Origin of the sequence: Ferrimonas sediminum (genome assembly GCF_900100175.1) — a bacterium.
Classification (GTDB): domain Bacteria; phylum Pseudomonadota; class Gammaproteobacteria; order Enterobacterales; family Shewanellaceae; genus Ferrimonas; species Ferrimonas sediminum.
Genome location: NZ_FNEM01000004.1, coordinates 99,541 through 115,704, shown reverse-complemented (window position 1 = coordinate 115,704; position 16,164 = coordinate 99,541). Strand labels below are relative to the sequence as shown.

Below are 16,164 nucleotides of genomic sequence, written 5' to 3'. Positions count from 1 at the left end.
AAGAGATAGAACAATGCCAAAACGTACCGACTTAAAAAGCATTCTGATTCTGGGCGCGGGCCCCATCGTGATTGGCCAGGCGTGTGAGTTCGACTACTCCGGCGCCCAGGCCTGTAAGGCCCTGCGTGAAGAGGGTTACCGGGTCATTCTGGTGAACTCCAACCCGGCGACCATCATGACCGACCCGGAGATGGCCGATGCCACCTACATCGAACCCATTCACTGGGAGGTGGTGCGCAAAATCATCGAGAAGGAGCGCCCCTGCGCCGTGTTGCCCACCATGGGCGGCCAGACCGCACTGAACTGTGCCCTGGAGCTGGAGAAACACGGCGTCCTGGAAGAGTTCGGCGTGCAGATGATTGGTGCCACCGCCGATGCCATCGATAAGGCCGAAGACCGTGCCCGTTTCGATGTGGCCATGAAATCCATCGGCCTGGAAACTCCGCGCTCGGGCATCGCCCACAGCATGGAGGAGGCCAATGCGGTTCAGGAGCAGGTGGGCTTCCCCTGCATCATTCGTCCCTCGTTCACCATGGGTGGCAGTGGTGGTGGTATCGCCTACAACCGCGAAGAGTTTGAAGAGATCTGCACCAATGGCCTGGATCTGTCTCCGACCAATGAGCTGCTGATTGATGAAAGCCTGATCGGCTGGAAAGAGTACGAGATGGAGGTGGTTCGTGACCGTGCCGACAACTGCATCATCGTCTGTTCCATCGAAAACTTCGATCCCATGGGTATCCACACCGGGGACTCCATCACCGTGGCACCGGCGCAGACGCTGACCGATAAAGAGTACCAGCTGATGCGAACCGCCTCCATGAACGTACTGCGGGAGATCGGTGTTGAAACCGGTGGCTCCAACGTTCAGTGGGCGGTGAATCCCAAAGACGGTCGCCTGGTGATCATCGAGATGAACCCGCGGGTGTCCCGCTCCTCGGCGCTGGCGTCCAAGGCCACCGGTTTCCCCATCGCCAAGGTGGCGGCCAAGCTGGCCGTGGGCTACACCCTGGATGAACTGCAAAATGACATCACCGGTGGCGCGACCCCGGCGTCGTTCGAGCCGTCCATCGATTACGTGGTTACCAAGGTGCCACGCTTCAACTTCGAGAAATTTTCCGGCGCCAATGACCGCCTGACCACCCAGATGAAGTCGGTGGGTGAGGTGATGGCCATCGGCCGCACCTTCCAGGAGTCGCTGCATAAGGCTCTGCGCGGCCTGGAAACCGGCATGACTGGCCTGGACTCCATCGTTAACCTGGACGACAACGACTCGCTGTCCAAGATTCGCTACGAACTGCAGGAAGCGGGCTGCGACCGCATCTGGTATCTGGCCGACGCCTTCCGCGCCGGGTTGTCCATGGACGCCATCCATCGCCTGACCGGCATCGACAAGTGGTTCCTGGTGCAGATCGAGGAGCTGTTGCAACTGGAAGAACAGGTCAAGGAGCGCGGTTTTGCTGGCCTGGACGCCGACTTCATGCGCAAGCTGAAGCGTAAGGGCTTCGCCGATGCCCGCCTGGCTAAGTTGCTGGGGAACAGTGACAGTGAGATTCGCAAACTGCGTCTGCGCCTGGAAGTGCTGCCGGTGTACAAGCGGGTCGATACCTGCGCCGCCGAGTTCTCCACTGATACCGCCTACATGTACTCCACTTACGAGGAGGAGTGCGAAGCGCAGCCGTCCGCCAATGACAAGATCATGGTGATCGGTGGTGGCCCCAACCGCATTGGCCAGGGTATCGAGTTCGATTACTGCTGTGTGCATGCGGCGCTGGCGATGCGGGAAGACGGTTACGAGACCATCATGGTCAACTGCAACCCGGAAACCGTGTCTACCGACTACGACACTTCCGACCGCCTCTACTTCGAACCGGTGACCCTGGAAGATGTGCTGGAGATTGTCCGGGTCGAGCAGCCTAAGGGCGTGATCGTTCAGTACGGTGGCCAGACGCCGCTGAAACTGGCCCGGGATCTGGAAGCCGCCGGCGTGCCGATCATCGGTACCAGCCCGGACGCCATCGACCGCTCCGAAGATCGCGAGCGCTTCCAGCAGGCGGTAGAACGCCTGGAGTTGCTGCAGCCGGAAAACAGCACCGTCACCAACATGGAGCAGGCGGTCATCGATGCCAAGCGTATCGGTTACCCACTGGTGGTTCGCCCCTCCTACGTGCTGGGTGGCCGGGCCATGGAGATCGTCTATGACGAGCAGGACCTGCGCCGTTACTTCAACGAAGCGGTCAGCGTCTCCAACGAGTCACCGGTGCTGCTGGATCGTTTCCTCGATGACGCCATCGAAGTGGATGTGGACGCGGTGTGCGACGGTGTCGACGTGGTCATCGGCGGCATCATGGAGCACATTGAACAAGCCGGCGTCCACAGCGGCGACTCCGGTTGTTCTCTGCCCCCTTATACCCTGAGCCAGTCGATTCAGGATCAGATGCGGGCCCAGGTGCGCAAGCTGGCACTGGAGCTGGGTGTGGTTGGCCTGATGAACGTGCAGTTTGCGGTGAAGGACAACGCCATCTACCTGATTGAGGTCAACCCTCGTGCCGCGCGTACCGTGCCGTTCGTCTCCAAGGCCACCGGCGTGCAGTTGGCGAAGGTGGCGGCCCGGGTGATGGCCGGTACCTCTCTGAAGGCACAGAATTTCACCCAGGAGGTGATTCCACCTTACTACTCGGTGAAAGAGGTGGTGCTGCCGTTCAACAAGTTCCCCGGTGTGGATCCGTTGCTGGGTCCGGAGATGCGCTCCACCGGTGAGGTGATGGGCGTAGGCGATACCTTTGCCGAAGCCTATGCCAAGGCGCAGCTGGGTGCCATCAAGGATGTGCCGAGATCCGGCCGCGCCTTGCTGTCGGTACGCCAGGGCGACAAGTCCCGGGTGGCGGATCTGGCCACCCAGCTGATTGAGCTGGGCTACGAACTGGATGCCACCCACGGTACTGCAGTGGCATTGGGTGAGGCGGGCATTAACCCGAGATTGGTCAATAAGATTCATGAAGGGCGTCCGCACATTCTGGACCGCATCAAAAACGACGAATACACCTACATCGTGAATACCACCGAAGGCCGCCAGGCCATCGAGGATTCCAAGCACCTTCGTCGCGGCGCGTTGCAGCATAAGGTGAACTACACCACCACCATGAATGCGGGTTTTGCTACCTGCCTGGCGCACACCGCCGACGACCGCGGTAAGGTCAGTTCGGTACAGGAGCTGCATCAGCGCAGTTTGAAGTAACCCCGCTTTTTTGGTGATACTGAGACGTCGGCAGGGATGACCTGCCGGCGTTTTCTTATTACAATCGGTCTATTCCAGAACCAAAACACCCTATTTACAATACCCGGAATCTAACTTGGCAGGTCAATGCATGCATTGTCCGGGGCCCGGTTTGGCCGGATAAGACGGAAGCAGATTATGACCCAGGTTCCAATGACCGTTGTCGGTGCCCAGCAGCTACGAGAAGAGCTGGATCACCTGAAGCACACCAAGCGTCCAGCGATCTCCGAAGCCATCGCAGAAGCACGAGAGCTGGGTGATTTGAAAGAGAACGCCGAGTATCACGCCGCTCGTGAAGAGCAGGGGCTGTGCGAAGCGCGGGTTAGGGACATCGAGAGCAAGCTGTCCACCGCCCAGATCATCGATGTCACCAAAATCCCCAACAATGGCCGGGTGATCTTCGGTGCCACTGTGACCATTTTGAACGTGGACAGCGACGAAGAGGTGACGTACCGCATCGTCGGTGACGATGAGGCGGACTTGAAAGGCGGAATGATCTCCGTAAACTCACCCATTGCCCGCGCCCTGGTCGGCAAAGAGCTGGATGACCTGGTGGTGGTGAAAGCCCCGGGTGGTGAGGTGGAGTATGAGATCATCGAGGTCCAATACAAGTAATCCCGATGACTCGACGGCGGGGTTTGCGTGTAGACTGGCCCCGCACAAAAAAAGCCGCGAATTCGCGGCTTTTTTATTGATACTGTCTGACAGACCGGGTTAACGGGCTTTGGGCAGCTCAATTTTGCGCTTTTCAGACTCACGGTACAGCACCAGAATATGGCCGATAACCTGAACCTGGGCCGCGCCGGACTCGCGCAGGATGGCGTCCATGATGGCACGCTTGGCATCACGATCTTCGCTGGCCACCTTGACCTTGATCAGCTCATGGTGTGCCAGAGCCAGTTCAATTTCGGCCATTACGCCTTCGGTCAGACCATTGCCGCCCAGCAGGACTACCGGCTTCAGGCTATGGGCCAAGCCTTTAAGATACTGCTTCTGCTTGGTAGTTAATTGACTCATTGGGCCACTCATTTTGGTTTGGGGACTTGAAAAGCGCGTATTCTAACGCCATCTATAGCGTAATACTAATTCTTACCAAGATGATAAACTTCCTGGTAATTAAATTCTCACTACCACGGTCTGGAGAATTATGGCCGGTAAAAAGAAACGCAGTGCCAGCTCGACACGCTGGATGAAAGAGCATTTTGATGACCAGTACGTGAAAGAAGCGCAAAAAAAAGGCCTTCGTTCTCGGGCTGTGTTTAAACTTGAAGAGATTCAGGGTAAAGATAAGTTGTTGAAACCCGGCATGTCCGTGGTGGATCTCGGTGCGGCTCCCGGCGGTTGGTCCCAGTACGCCGTCAAGGAGATTGGCAGCGAGGGTAAGGTGATTGCCTGTGACATTTTATCGATGGACCCAATCGCCGGAGTCGATTTCCTGCAGGGGGATTTCCGTGAGGAAGCGGTGCTCAATGCGTTGTTGAACCGGGTCGGTGATGGCAAGGTGGATGTGGTGATGTCCGACATGGCCCCCAACTTTTCCGGAGCCCAGTCGGTAGACCAACCCAGCGCCATGTACCTGGTAGAGCTGGCTTTCGACATGTGTCATCAGGTGCTGGCGCCCAACGGCAGTTTCATCGTCAAGGTGTTCCAGGGCGAGGGCTTTGATCAATACCTGGCTGAGGTACGTAAAGCCTTTAAAGTTGTAAAAATTCGTAAACCAGACTCCTCCCGGGCGCGCTCCCGCGAGGTCTACATTGTGGCAAGCGGCTACAAGTTGTAAGCTTGCTAAGATAATCAAAGGAATTTGCGAGGTTCCCTACCTTGAGTGATATGGCGAAAAATCTGATTTTATGGCTGGTTATCGCTGTCGTATTGATGTCGGTATTTAAGGGTTACAACCCCACTAATGGGGCTGGGAACGCTTTGAGCTATACCGATTTCGTTGAAGCGTACAGCAATAGCCAGGTACCCGCGGTGGAGTTCCAGGAAGATGGCATCACCATCACTGGTAAGACTCGCAATGGTGAGCAGTTTGTTACCTACATGCCGGCCTACGATGACAAGCTGATCGACGATCTGATCAAGCACAAGGTCGACATCACCCGCTTGCCACCGGAGCAACCCAGTGTGCTGGCGCAGATCTTCATCTCCTGGTTCCCGATGCTGTTGCTGGTGGGCGTGTGGATCTTCTTTATGCGCCAGATGCAGGGCGGCGGTGGTAAAGGCGCCATGTCGTTCGGTAAGAGCAAGGCCCGCCTGATGGGCGAAGACCAGATTAAGACCACCTTCATGGATGTGGCCGGCTGTGATGAGGCCAAAGAGGAGGTGGGTGAACTGGTGGATTACCTGCGCGATCCGACCAAGTTCCAGAAACTGGGCGGTAAGATTCCGACCGGTGTGTTGATGGTGGGTCCTCCGGGTACCGGTAAAACCCTGCTGGCCAAGGCCATCGCCGGTGAGGCCAAGGTGCCGTTTTTCACCATCTCCGGTTCTGACTTCGTCGAGATGTTCGTGGGTGTGGGCGCCTCCCGTGTCCGTGACATGTTCGACCAGGCCAAGAAATCCGCTCCCTGCATCATCTTCATCGATGAGATCGATGCCGTCGGCCGTCAGCGTGGCGCCGGCCTGGGTGGCGGTCACGATGAACGTGAGCAGACCCTGAACCAGATGCTGGTTGAGATGGACGGGTTTGAGGGCAACGAGGGCATCATCGTCATCGCCGCCACCAACCGTCCCGATGTGCTGGATCCGGCGCTGCTGCGTCCCGGTCGTTTCGACCGTCAGGTGACCGTTGGTCTGCCGGATGTCCGTGGCCGTGAGCAGATCCTCAAGGTGCACATGCGTAAGGTGCCCCTGGCGGAAGACGTGAAAGCCGACCTGATTGCCCGTGGTACCCCCGGATTCTCCGGCGCCGACCTGGCCAACCTGGTGAACGAAGCGGCGCTGTTTGCTGCTCGTGGCGATCGCCGCCTGGTGTCCATGGAGGAGTTCGAGAAGGCCAAGGACAAGATCATGATGGGGGCCGAGCGCCGCTCCATGGTGATGACCGAGGACGAGAAGAAGATGACCGCCTACCACGAAGCCGGTCACGCCATCGTCGGCCGCATGGTGCCGGAACACGATCCGGTCTACAAGGTGTCCATCATTCCCCGTGGCCGTGCCCTGGGTGTGACCATGTACCTGCCGGAACAGGATCGCTGGAGCCACTCCAAGCAGCACCTGGAATCCATGGTGTCCAGCCTCTATGGCGGCCGGATTGCCGAGGAGATCATCTACGGCGCCGATAAGGTGACTACCGGTGCCAGTAATGACATCGAACGGGCCACCGACATTGCCCGCAAGATGGTGACCCAGTGGGGGCTGTCAACCCGAATGGGGCCGATGAACTACGCCGAAGAAGACGGTGAGGTGTTCCTGGGCCGCTCCATGGCCAAAGCCAGCCACATGTCCGATGAAACGGCGATGATGATTGATCAGGAGATCAAGGACATCATCGACCGTAACTACCAGCGCTCCCTGAGCATCCTGGAAGACAACATGGACATTCTGCACTCCATGACCGATGCACTGATGAAGTACGAGACCATCGATGCCCGTCAAATCGACGACCTGATGGCCCGGCGCGAAGTGCGGGAACCGGCGGAGTGGGGTAAGGGCGACAGCTCGGACGATACCCCGTCAGGTGGTTCCAAAGTCGAAGCCAGTGATAAAGGCGCCGACGACAAACCGGCCAACGACATCGACGGCAGCGAAGCACCGGCGAAATAGTCCGCCTTTTAGGTTACAATCGAGTCCCGCCTCTGGCGGGACTTTTTTATGGAGAGCAACAATGAAACTCGATTGCGCTGGCCGCTTACTGGATCTGAGCCAGCCACAGGTAATGGGGATCATCAATGTGACCCCGGACTCGTTTTCAGACGGTGGTCGCTTTCATGGCGTGGACGCTGCCCTGGCGCAGGCTCGTAAGATGATCAACGACGGGGCCACCATTCTCGACATCGGCGGTGAGTCCACCCGTCCCGGGGCACCGGACGTGAGTCTCGAGGAGGAGCTGAACCGGGTGATTCCGGCCATTGAAGCCATCGGCTCTGAACTGGACGTGGTGATCTCCATCGATACCAGCAAACCCCAGGTAATGCGCGAGGCGGTGGCCTCTGGCGCCGGCCTCATCAATGACGTGCGTGCGCTGCAGGAGCCGGGTGCCCTGGCCGCCGCTGCCGACCTGCAGGTTCCGGTGTGTCTGATGCATATGCAGGGGCAGCCCAGAACAATGCAGAGTGCGCCTAGCTATCAGGATTTGGTTACTGATATCATGGCGTTTTTCGCCCAGCGCATTCAGGCTTGTGAGCAAGCCGGTCTGGCCAAGGAGCGGTTGTTGCTTGATCCCGGATTTGGTTTCGGCAAAACTCAGGAACACAACTTTCAGCTGCTGGCACGGCTGGAACAGTTCAGGCCCCTGGGGTTGCCGCTGCTGACCGGGCTCAGCCGCAAATCGATGTTTGGCAGTCTGCTGGATCGCAACGTTGGCGACCGTCTGGCCGCCAGTCTGGCCGGGGCGATGCTCTGTGCCCAGGGGGGCGCCAGCATCGTACGGGTTCATGACGTTCGGGAAACCTGGGATGTGCTGCAGGTCTTGGCAGCGACTCAACGAATAAAATAAAAGCAGTTAAACGGCTTAAGCCAGATTTTGCCGGGCGAGGACTTGTAACTTAAATATGGGTTCGTTATTATCTCGCCCGCTTTCACAGGAGAGAAGTATGGCACTACGACGCCCTATGGTCGCAGGCAACTGGAAGATGAATGGTTCTCGTCAGTTGGCTGAAGAGCTGGTTAAAAAATTTGGCCGCTTAAAAGACGACTCTGCTGAAGTGGTGATATGCCCTCCGACAGTGTACCTGGAAAGCGCAAGCAAGCTGCTCGAACAGAGCAAGCAGAGCTTGGATGGTCGCCTGGTGCGCCTCGGTGCCCAGAACGTCAGCCATCATGAATTTGGCGCATACACCGGCGAAGTGTCGGCCTCTATGCTGCGGGAATTCGGTTGTAATTATGTTATTGTTGGTCACTCTGAACGACGTCGTATGTACGGTGAGACCAGCGATATTGTGGCAAATAAGTTTGCCACGGCACAGAAAATGGGTTTGACACCGATTTTGTGTGTGGGTGAATCCCTGGCGGCCCGCGAAGCCCGCCGGACTTTTGAAGTGATTGCCGGCGAATTGGACGCGGTCATCGAAAAAGTCGGGACAATGGCCTTTGATAATGCCATTATCGCCTACGAGCCGCTTTGGGCGGTGGGAACCGGCAAGAGTGCCACTCCCGAGCAAGCACAAGAAGTGCATGCTTTCATTCGACAGAGATTATCTGAAGTGTCGCCCTTCATCGGCGAGAAGATTCGAATCCTCTACGGAGGCAGCGTGAAACCCAGTAACGCGGCGGATCTGTTCTCTCAGCCTGATGTGGACGGTGGTTTGATTGGCGGTGTGAGCCTCAATGCCAGCGAGTTTCTGGCACTGTGCAGCATTGCAATGAATGCGGAATAAGCGACGATGCTTTATACGGTTTTGATGGTAGCTTACCTGTTGGTTGCAGCAGCAATTATCGGCCTGGTGCTGATTCAACAGGGTAAAGGTGCGGATATGGGTGCCTCTTTCGGTGCCGGCGCGAGTGGAACCCTGTTTGGTTCTACCGGTTCAGGCAACTTCCTGACCCGCGCAACCTCAGTCTGTGCCATTTTGTTCTTTGTACTGAGTCTGACTATCGGTAACATGTCTTCCCATAAAGGCAAGGTGACCAGCGACTTCGAAACCATCGAAGTGGAGCAGCCAGTGCAGGACAACCTGCCGCAGTAAAAGATTTAGCCGAGGTGGTGGAATTGGTAGACACGCTATCTTGAGGGGGTAGTGTCCTATGGACGTGCGGGTTCAAGTCCCGCTCTCGGCACCAATCAAAAAGGTCGATTATTAAATCGGCCTTTTTCACGTTTACAGCCTGGCATTTGGGTTGCGTGTATAAAGGCGCAACAGTATAATAAGTGCCGCTGATTCATGGGCCCCGACGCGTTTGGTGTTCATGAGCTAAAATGGTTGAGGTTTTACTCCTGTTTTGGCCAGTGCGGTGACGCACAACAGCTCTCTCCGTGATCAAGTTTCTTGATGGGTATTGATACCGAGAAGGCCGCGACGGAGGCGGTGGATTGTTCCCCTGTGGGCAGTTCGATGACGTCAGTCATCCTAAACAGGGTACAGCGCACTTTAAGCCCCGTTTTAGCTCGGGGCTTTTTGTTATCTGTCCTCTGGGATTGGCTAAGAGAGCACCGATGGGGCAATTACATGGTGGTATCCTGGATAAACCATCTAATTACCTCTATCGGTATGGCTAGTTAGATAACAGGGCTTTATGCCCTTTTTTCGTTTGTAGGGGGAGGCGCGATGGCTACGCTAGAGCAACGCTTAACCGAGATGTTGCAGGAACCGGTTCAAGCCCTGGGTTTTGAACTGGTAGGGATTCAATACGTTCGTGCCGGTTCGCACTCGACATTGCGAGTGTTCATCGACCACGAAAATGGCATCACAGTTGATAACTGTGCCGAAGTCAGCCGCCAGATCGGTGCGGTGCTGGATGTGGAAGACCCCATCAGCACTGAGTACAACCTCGAGGTGTCTTCTCCTGGGATCGAGCGGCCGCTGTTTACGCCGGCACATTATGAAAAATTCATCGGTGAGGAGGCCTTTGTGCTTCTGAATATGCCGGTTGAAGGAAAACGCAAGCTGCAGGGATTGATCACCGCCGTTGAGGGCGAGATGGTCACCTTGTCAGTGAAAGGTACGGATCAGGAAGTGGCTTTAGCAAATGTGCGCCAAGCCCACCTGGTAGCTAAGTTCTGATAGTTTCAGGGTGAAACGAGGCTGACCCATGAGCAAAGAGATTTTACTTGTCGCCGAAGCGGTATCTAACGAAAAAGCACTGCCGCGTGAAAAGATTTTTGAGGCCCTGGAAACGGCCTTGGCGACAGCCACTAAGAAAAAATATGAAATCGAGATCGAAGTTCGTGTCGAGATCGATCAGAAGACCGGTGAGTTCGATACCTTCCGTCGTTGGTTGGTGCTGGAAGACGATGCCGAGATGGAAGAGCCAACTCGCGAGTTGTCTCTGTCCGCGGCTCGTGCCATGTACGAAGACGACAGCATTGAAGCTGGCGACTACGTAGAAGAGCAGATCGAATCGGTGAAGTTTGACCGCATCACCACCCAGACCGCCAAGCAGGTTATCGTCCAGAAAGTACGGGAAGCCGAGCGCGGTTTGATCATCGAGCAGTTCCGTGACAAAGAAGGCCAGCTGGTCACCGGCGTGGTCAAGAAGGTCAACCGTGACTCTGTGATCCTGGATCTGGGCAACAACGCCGACGCGATTCTGTATCGCGAGGAGATGCTGCCTCGGGAAAACTTCCGTCCGGGTGACCGTGTACGTGCGCTGCTGTTCGCTGTACGCCCTGAATCCCGTGGTGCTCAGCTGTTCTTGAGCCGCACCAAGCCAGAGATGCTGATCGAGCTGTTCCGCATTGAGGTGCCGGAGATTGGCGAAGAGATGATTGAGATTATGGGTGCCGCCCGTGATCCAGGCTCTCGTGCCAAGATTGCCGTTAAGAGCAACGACAAGCGTATCGACCCGGTCGGTGCCTGTGTCGGTATGCGTGGTGCCCGTGTTCAAGCGGTATCCGGTGAGCTGGGTGGCGAGCGCATTGATATCGTGCTGTGGGACGACAACGTTGCCCAGTACGTGATCAAGGCCATGGCGCCTGCCGATGTGGGTTCCATCGTGGTTGACGAAGATGCCCACAGCATGGACGTTGCCGTTGAGCCGGACAGCCTGGCCCAGGCCATTGGCCGTAACGGTCAGAACGTGCGTCTGGCGTCCCAGCTGACCGAGTGGGAACTGAATGTGATGACCACCGATGAGATGGCGGCCAAGCATCAGGAAGAATCTGACCGGCTGATCACCCTGTTCGTGGACAACCTGGACATCGACGACGAGTTCGCCGAAGTGCTGGCCGAAGAGGGGTTCACCAGCCTGGAAGAGATCGCCTACGTGCCAATCCAGGAGCTGTTGGAGATCGACGGTCTGGATGAAGAGGCGGTCGAAGAGTTGCGTGAGCGTGCCAAAGCGGCACTGACCACCAAAGCGCTGGCCGACGAGGAAGCCCTGGACGGCGCCGAGCCGGCAGAAGACCTTCTGAACCTGGAAGGCCTCGAGCGCCATCTGGCCTTTGTTCTGGCTTCCCGTGGTGTTATCACCCTGGAAGATCTGGCAGAGCAGGGCATCGATGACCTGAGCGACATTGAAGAGCTGAGCGAAGAGCAGGCCGGCGAGCTGATTATGGCCGCCCGCAACATCTGCTGGTTCAGCGACGAGGCGTAAGCCGATCAACGGAGGATTCAGAAAATATGGCAGATTTGACTGTTGAAAAACTGGCCAGTGAAGTAGGAAAACCGGTTGATCGTCTGGTTGCCCAATTCGCCGAAGCCGGGATTAAAAAGAGTGCCAAAGACAGTGTGACTGAGCAGGAAAAGCAAACCCTGCTGAGCCACCTGGCCGATCAACACGGCGGCAGTAACGAGCCGACCCGTATGACCCTGCAGCGTAAGAAACGTTCGACTCTGAGCGTTAACGCCGGCGGTGGTAAGTCCAAAGACGTGCAAGTCGAGGTGCGTAAGAAGCGTACCTACGTGAAACGCAGTGCCGTTGATGAGCAGCAGCGCCAGGAAGAGGAAGCCCGTCAGGCCGCAGAAGAAGCGGCACGCCTTGAGGCAGAGGAACGGGCTAAGCGTGAAGCCGAAGAACAAGCCAAGCGTGAAGCGGAAGAGAAAGCCAAGCGTGATGCCGAAGAGAAAGCAAAGCGTCAGGCAGCAGAAAAAGCCAAACGCGAGGAGCAAGAGAAGTTGACCACGAAAGATAAGGCCCAAGATGATACCGCCCGCCAGGAAGCTGACAAGCTGAAGGCCGCCCAGGAAGCCGAAGCCGCCCGTAAGGTGGAAGAGGAAGCCAAGGCGAAAGCGGAAGAGGCCAAGCGACTGGCGGAAGAAAACGCCAAGCGCTGGGAAACTGAGGAAGCGGAGCGTAAAGCCCGTGAACAGGCTGACTACCACGTCACCACCTCAACTGCCGCCCGTGCCGCCGAAGATGCCTCTGACGCACAGGCCGAGCGTGGCCGTCGCCGCAAGAAGAAGAAAGCGGCCGACACCCAGGATCGTAATGCCCGAGGCCCACGCGGTCGTGGTCGTGGTCGTGGCAAGACCCCGTCTTCCATGCAGCAGGGTTTCCAGAAGCCGGTCGAGAAAGTGACCCGCGACGTGGAGATTGGCGAGACCGTGACCGTTGGCGAGCTGGCCAACAAGATGGCGGTTAAAGCCACCGAAGTCATCAAGGTGATGATGAAGATGGGGGCCATGGCCACCATCAACCAGGTGATCGATCAGGAAACCGCCGCTCTGGTGTGTGAAGAGATGGGTCACAAGATCATCCTGCGCAACGAAAACGAGCTGGAAGATGCCATCCTGTCCGATCGTGACACCGATGCCACCACCGAACCTCGCGCACCGGTTGTGACCATCATGGGTCACGTTGACCATGGTAAAACCTCCCTGCTGGATTACATCCGTCGTGCCAAGGTGGCTGATGGTGAAGCCGGTGGTATTACCCAGCATATCGGTGCCTACCACGTAGAAACCGGTAACGGCATGATCACTTTCCTGGATACTCCTGGACACGCGGCGTTTACCTCCATGCGTGCCCGTGGTGCTCAGGCCACTGACCTGGTTGTTCTGGTTGTGGCGGCCGATGACGGCGTAATGCCTCAGACGGTTGAAGCGATTCAACACGCCAAAGCGGCCGGTGTGCCTCTGGTGATTGCCGTCAACAAGATGGACAAAGAGAGTGCCGATCCGGATCGCGTTAAGACTGAGCTGTCTCAGCACGAAGTGATTCCTGAAGACTGGGGTGGCGAGCACATGTTCGTGCACGTGTCTGCCAAGAGCGGCATGGGCGTTGACGAACTGCTGGAAGGCATCCTGCTGCAATCCGAAGTTCTGGAACTGAACGCGCGCAAAGAGGGCATGGCCCGTGGCGTTGTGATCGAGTCCCGCCTGGATAAGGGCCGCGGCCCAATCGCTTCGGTACTGGTACAGGAAGGTACTCTGAACCAGGGCGACATCGTTCTGTGTGGTTTGGAGTATGGCCGCGTTCGTGCCATGCGCGACGAGAACGGTAAAGAGATCAAGACTGCCGGTCCATCCATTCCGGTTGAGATTCTGGGTCTGTCCGGTGTTCCGGCAGCCGGTGACGAAGCCACCGTGGTTCGTGACGAGAAGAAAGCCCGTGAAGTGGCTCTGCACCGTCAGGGCAAGTTCCGCGAAGTGAAGCTGGCTCGCCAGCAGAAGGCCAAGCTGGAGAACATGTTCGCCAACATGCAGGAAGGCGATGTGTCCGAGCTGAACGTGGTCCTGAAAGCCGACGTACAGGGTTCTCTGGAAGCCATTGCCGACTCTCTGATGAAGCTGTCCACCGACGAGGTGAAGGTGAACATCATTGGTCGCGGTGTGGGTGGCCTGACCGAAACCGACGCCTCTCTGGCGGCGGCGTCCAACGCCATCATGGTCGGCTTTAACGTCCGTGCCGATGCCGTTGCCCGCCGGGTTGTGGATACCGAGAACCTGGACCTGCGCTACTACAGCGTGATCTACGACCTGATTGACGAAGTGAAGTCTGCCATGAGCGGCATGCTGGCTCCGGAATTCAAGCAGCAGATCATCGGTCTGGCCGAAGTGCGTGACGTGTTCAAGTCGCCTAAGATTGGCTCCGTAGCCGGTTGTATGGTGACCGAGGGCATCGTCAAGCGCAGCGCCCCTATCCGTGTACTGCGTGACAACGTGGTTATCTACGAAGGCGAGCTGGAATCCCTGCGTCGCTTCAAGGATGACGTACAGGAAGTTCGTAACGGCATGGAATGTGGTATCGGTGTGAAGAACTACAATGACGTGAAGGTCGGCGATCAGATCGAAGTCTTCGAAGTCGTTGAAGTGCAACGCACCCTGTAATGACAAAGAGGGGAGGGGTAACCCTCCCCGGATTAAGGTGTTATGGCTAGAGAATTCAGTCGTACTCGACGCGTCAATCAGCAGATCCAGCGAGAGCTGGCGACGATCTTGATGCGTGAAGTCAGAGATGCTCGTCTGGGCATGGTGACCATCAACGAAGTTGAGACGTCCCGTGACCTTAACTATGCCAAGGTATTCGTAACCTTCCTGGACAGCGAACCTGAGCAGGTTAAGGCGCAAATGGACGCCTTGCTTGAGCTGGCGCCCTACATCCGTTCCCTGCTGGCGTCGTCGCTGCGCAACATGCGTGCGATTCCGGAGCTGCGTTTCTCCTACGACAAGTCGTTGGTGGAAGGCATTCGCATGACCAACGTGGTCACCAAGGTGATCGCCGAGGATCAGGCCAAGGCCGATAAACACGGCAGCAACGAGTCGGACGAGGAAGAGCAGTAATGGGCAGACGTCGCATGCGCGGCCGCATGGTGGATGGAATTGTACTGCTGGATAAGCCAGCGGGCATCACCTCCAACGATGCGCTGCAGCGGGTAAAACGCATCTACAATGCCGCCAAAGCCGGCCATACCGGCGCCCTGGATCCCCTGGCGACCGGCATGTTGCCGCTCTGCTTTGGTGAAGGCACAAAATTTTCCCAGTACCTGCTGGAAGCGGACAAGCGTTATCGCGTGGTCGCCAAGCTGGGCGTTCGCACCACCACCTCCGATGCGGATGGTGAAGTGGTCAGCGAGCGACCGGTGAATACCAGCCTGGGTGAAATCAACAAGGCGATCGAGCACTTCCGTGGCGAATCCATGCAGGTTCCCAGCATGTTTTCCGCCCTGAAGTACAAAGGTGAGCCACTGTATAAGTACGCTCGTCAGGGCATCGAAGTGCCTCGAGAGGCGCGCCCCATCAACGTCTATGAGGCGGAGTTGATCCGCTTCGATGGCGATGAGGTGGAGATGGATCTGCACGTATCCAAGGGCACCTACATCCGTACCATCGTCGATGATATGGGTGAGCTGCTGGGCTGCGGGGCGCACGTGAAAGTGCTGCGTCGTACCCAGGTTGCCGGTTACCCCTATGAGCGGATGGTGACTCTGGAGCAGCTGGAAAACCTGCTGCAGCAGGCACTGGATCAGGGCCGTAAGCCGAGCGAACTGCTCGACCCACTGCTGTTGCCCATGGACACCGCGGTAATGACCTTGCCGGAAGTGAACATGAATGAGGTGGTGGCCAGCTACATTATGCAGGGCCAGCCGGTCCAGGTGCCCAAGGCGCCGGACGAAGGTCATGTTCGCCTGACCGTCGGCAGCCAGCGGGTGTTCGTGGGTATCGGTGAGATCGATGCCGATGGCCTGGTGGCTCCAAAACGCCTGATTAACGTCAGGCAGGGTTGAGTTTAGCGGCCCAGGCCGATAGAATGCCCGTCCCGCTGGAGCTGAATTAGTGATTGGCTCCGGCATTATTTGTTTATCGGAGATAGTTATGTCACTAAGCACTGAAGCGAAAGCAAAGATTCTGGCTGATTTCGGCCGTGGTGAAAACGATTCTGGTTCTCCAGAAGTACAGGTTGCGCTGCTGACCTTCCAGATTAACCATCTGCAGGGCCACTTCAAGAAGCACATCCACGATCACCACAGCCGTCGCGGCCTGCTGCGCATGGTTTCTCAGCGTCGTAAACTGCTTGATTACCTGAAGCGTAAGAACAACGCTTCTTACGTTGAGCTGATTGCTAAGCTGGGCCTGCGTCGCTAATAGATGCAATTCCGGTAAAAGGGGACCCGTTCGGGTCCCCTTTTT

The 16,164-nt window shown here is 57.0% G+C and carries 14 protein-coding genes and 1 tRNA gene; 14 read left to right on the top strand and 1 reads right to left on the bottom strand.

Annotation, left to right across the window (positions count from 1 at the left end):
• Nucleotides 1-13: 13 nt before the first annotated feature.
• Both carB and greA read left to right on the top strand, forming a co-directional pair.
• Nucleotides 14-3,235: a carbamoyl-phosphate synthase large subunit gene (gene carB / locus BLT77_RS06520; protein WP_090363752.1), complete on the top strand. Its 3,222-nt coding sequence runs from the start codon at nucleotides 14-16 to the stop codon at nucleotides 3,233-3,235.
• A gap of 177 nt (nucleotides 3,236-3,412) precedes the next feature.
• Nucleotides 3,413-3,889, top strand: a complete 477-nt coding sequence (gene greA, locus BLT77_RS06515) for a transcription elongation factor GreA (RefSeq protein ID WP_090363750.1) — start codon at nucleotides 3,413-3,415, stop codon at nucleotides 3,887-3,889.
• A gap of 99 nt (nucleotides 3,890-3,988) precedes the next feature.
• Here the strand turns inward: greA and yhbY are convergent, their stop codons facing one another.
• Nucleotides 3,989-4,291 carry a ribosome assembly RNA-binding protein YhbY gene (gene yhbY / locus BLT77_RS06510; RefSeq protein WP_090363748.1) on the bottom strand — a complete coding sequence of 101 codons (303 nt, stop codon included), beginning with the start codon at nucleotides 4,289-4,291 and terminating at the stop codon, nucleotides 3,989-3,991.
• 130 nt (nucleotides 4,292-4,421) lie between these two features.
• Between yhbY and rlmE the strand changes: the two genes are divergently transcribed.
• The 12 genes from rlmE to rpsO all read left to right on the top strand — a co-directional run bounded on the left by rlmE (nucleotide 4,422) and on the right by rpsO (nucleotide 16,119).
• Nucleotides 4,422-5,054, top strand: coding sequence for a 23S rRNA (uridine(2552)-2'-O)-methyltransferase RlmE (gene rlmE, locus BLT77_RS06505; RefSeq protein ID WP_090363745.1), 633 nt, complete (start codon nucleotides 4,422-4,424; stop codon nucleotides 5,052-5,054).
• A gap of 41 nt (nucleotides 5,055-5,095) precedes the next feature.
• Entirely contained in the window at nucleotides 5,096-7,042 is a 1,947-nt protein-coding gene (gene ftsH / locus BLT77_RS06500; protein ID WP_090363741.1) for an ATP-dependent zinc metalloprotease FtsH, read from the top strand.
• A 61-nt stretch (nucleotides 7,043-7,103) separates the two neighbouring features.
• Entirely contained in the window at nucleotides 7,104-7,934 is an 831-nt protein-coding gene (gene folP / locus BLT77_RS06495) for a dihydropteroate synthase (RefSeq protein WP_090363738.1), read from the top strand.
• A 97-nt stretch (nucleotides 7,935-8,031) separates the two neighbouring features.
• Nucleotides 8,032-8,814 carry a triose-phosphate isomerase gene (gene tpiA / locus BLT77_RS06490; RefSeq protein WP_028113916.1) on the top strand — a complete coding sequence of 261 codons (783 nt, stop codon included), beginning with the start codon at nucleotides 8,032-8,034 and terminating at the stop codon, nucleotides 8,812-8,814.
• A gap of 6 nt (nucleotides 8,815-8,820) precedes the next feature.
• Complete coding sequence (gene secG / locus BLT77_RS06485) at nucleotides 8,821-9,123, top strand: preprotein translocase subunit SecG (RefSeq protein WP_090363735.1); 303 nt, start codon at nucleotides 8,821-8,823, stop codon at nucleotides 9,121-9,123.
• Nucleotides 9,124-9,131: 8 nt separating this feature from the next.
• A tRNA-Leu gene (locus BLT77_RS06480) sits at nucleotides 9,132-9,217 on the top strand.
• A gap of 485 nt (nucleotides 9,218-9,702) precedes the next feature.
• Nucleotides 9,703-10,158, top strand: coding sequence for a ribosome maturation factor RimP (rimP, locus tag BLT77_RS06475; RefSeq protein WP_090363732.1), 456 nt, complete (start codon nucleotides 9,703-9,705; stop codon nucleotides 10,156-10,158).
• A gap of 28 nt (nucleotides 10,159-10,186) precedes the next feature.
• Nucleotides 10,187-11,689 (top strand): transcription termination factor NusA, encoded by a 1,503-nt coding sequence (gene nusA / locus BLT77_RS06470; RefSeq protein WP_090363729.1) that lies wholly within the window; start codon nucleotides 10,187-10,189, stop codon nucleotides 11,687-11,689.
• Between the two features lie 26 nt (nucleotides 11,690-11,715).
• Nucleotides 11,716-14,364 (top strand): translation initiation factor IF-2, encoded by a 2,649-nt coding sequence (infB, locus tag BLT77_RS06465; RefSeq protein ID WP_090363726.1) that lies wholly within the window; start codon nucleotides 11,716-11,718, stop codon nucleotides 14,362-14,364.
• Nucleotides 14,365-14,406: 42 nt separating this feature from the next.
• Nucleotides 14,407-14,817, top strand: coding sequence for a 30S ribosome-binding factor RbfA (gene rbfA, locus BLT77_RS06460; RefSeq protein ID WP_090363723.1), 411 nt, complete (start codon nucleotides 14,407-14,409; stop codon nucleotides 14,815-14,817).
• On the top strand, nucleotides 14,817-15,761 hold the full coding sequence (gene truB, locus BLT77_RS06455; RefSeq protein WP_090363720.1) for a tRNA pseudouridine(55) synthase TruB: 945 nt from the start codon (nucleotides 14,817-14,819) through the stop codon (nucleotides 15,759-15,761). Before rbfA ends, truB begins: the two co-directional genes overlap by 1 nt.
• A gap of 88 nt (nucleotides 15,762-15,849) precedes the next feature.
• On the top strand, nucleotides 15,850-16,119 hold the full coding sequence (gene rpsO, locus BLT77_RS06450; RefSeq protein ID WP_090363717.1) for a 30S ribosomal protein S15: 270 nt from the start codon (nucleotides 15,850-15,852) through the stop codon (nucleotides 16,117-16,119).
• Nucleotides 16,120-16,164 lie beyond the last annotated feature (45 nt).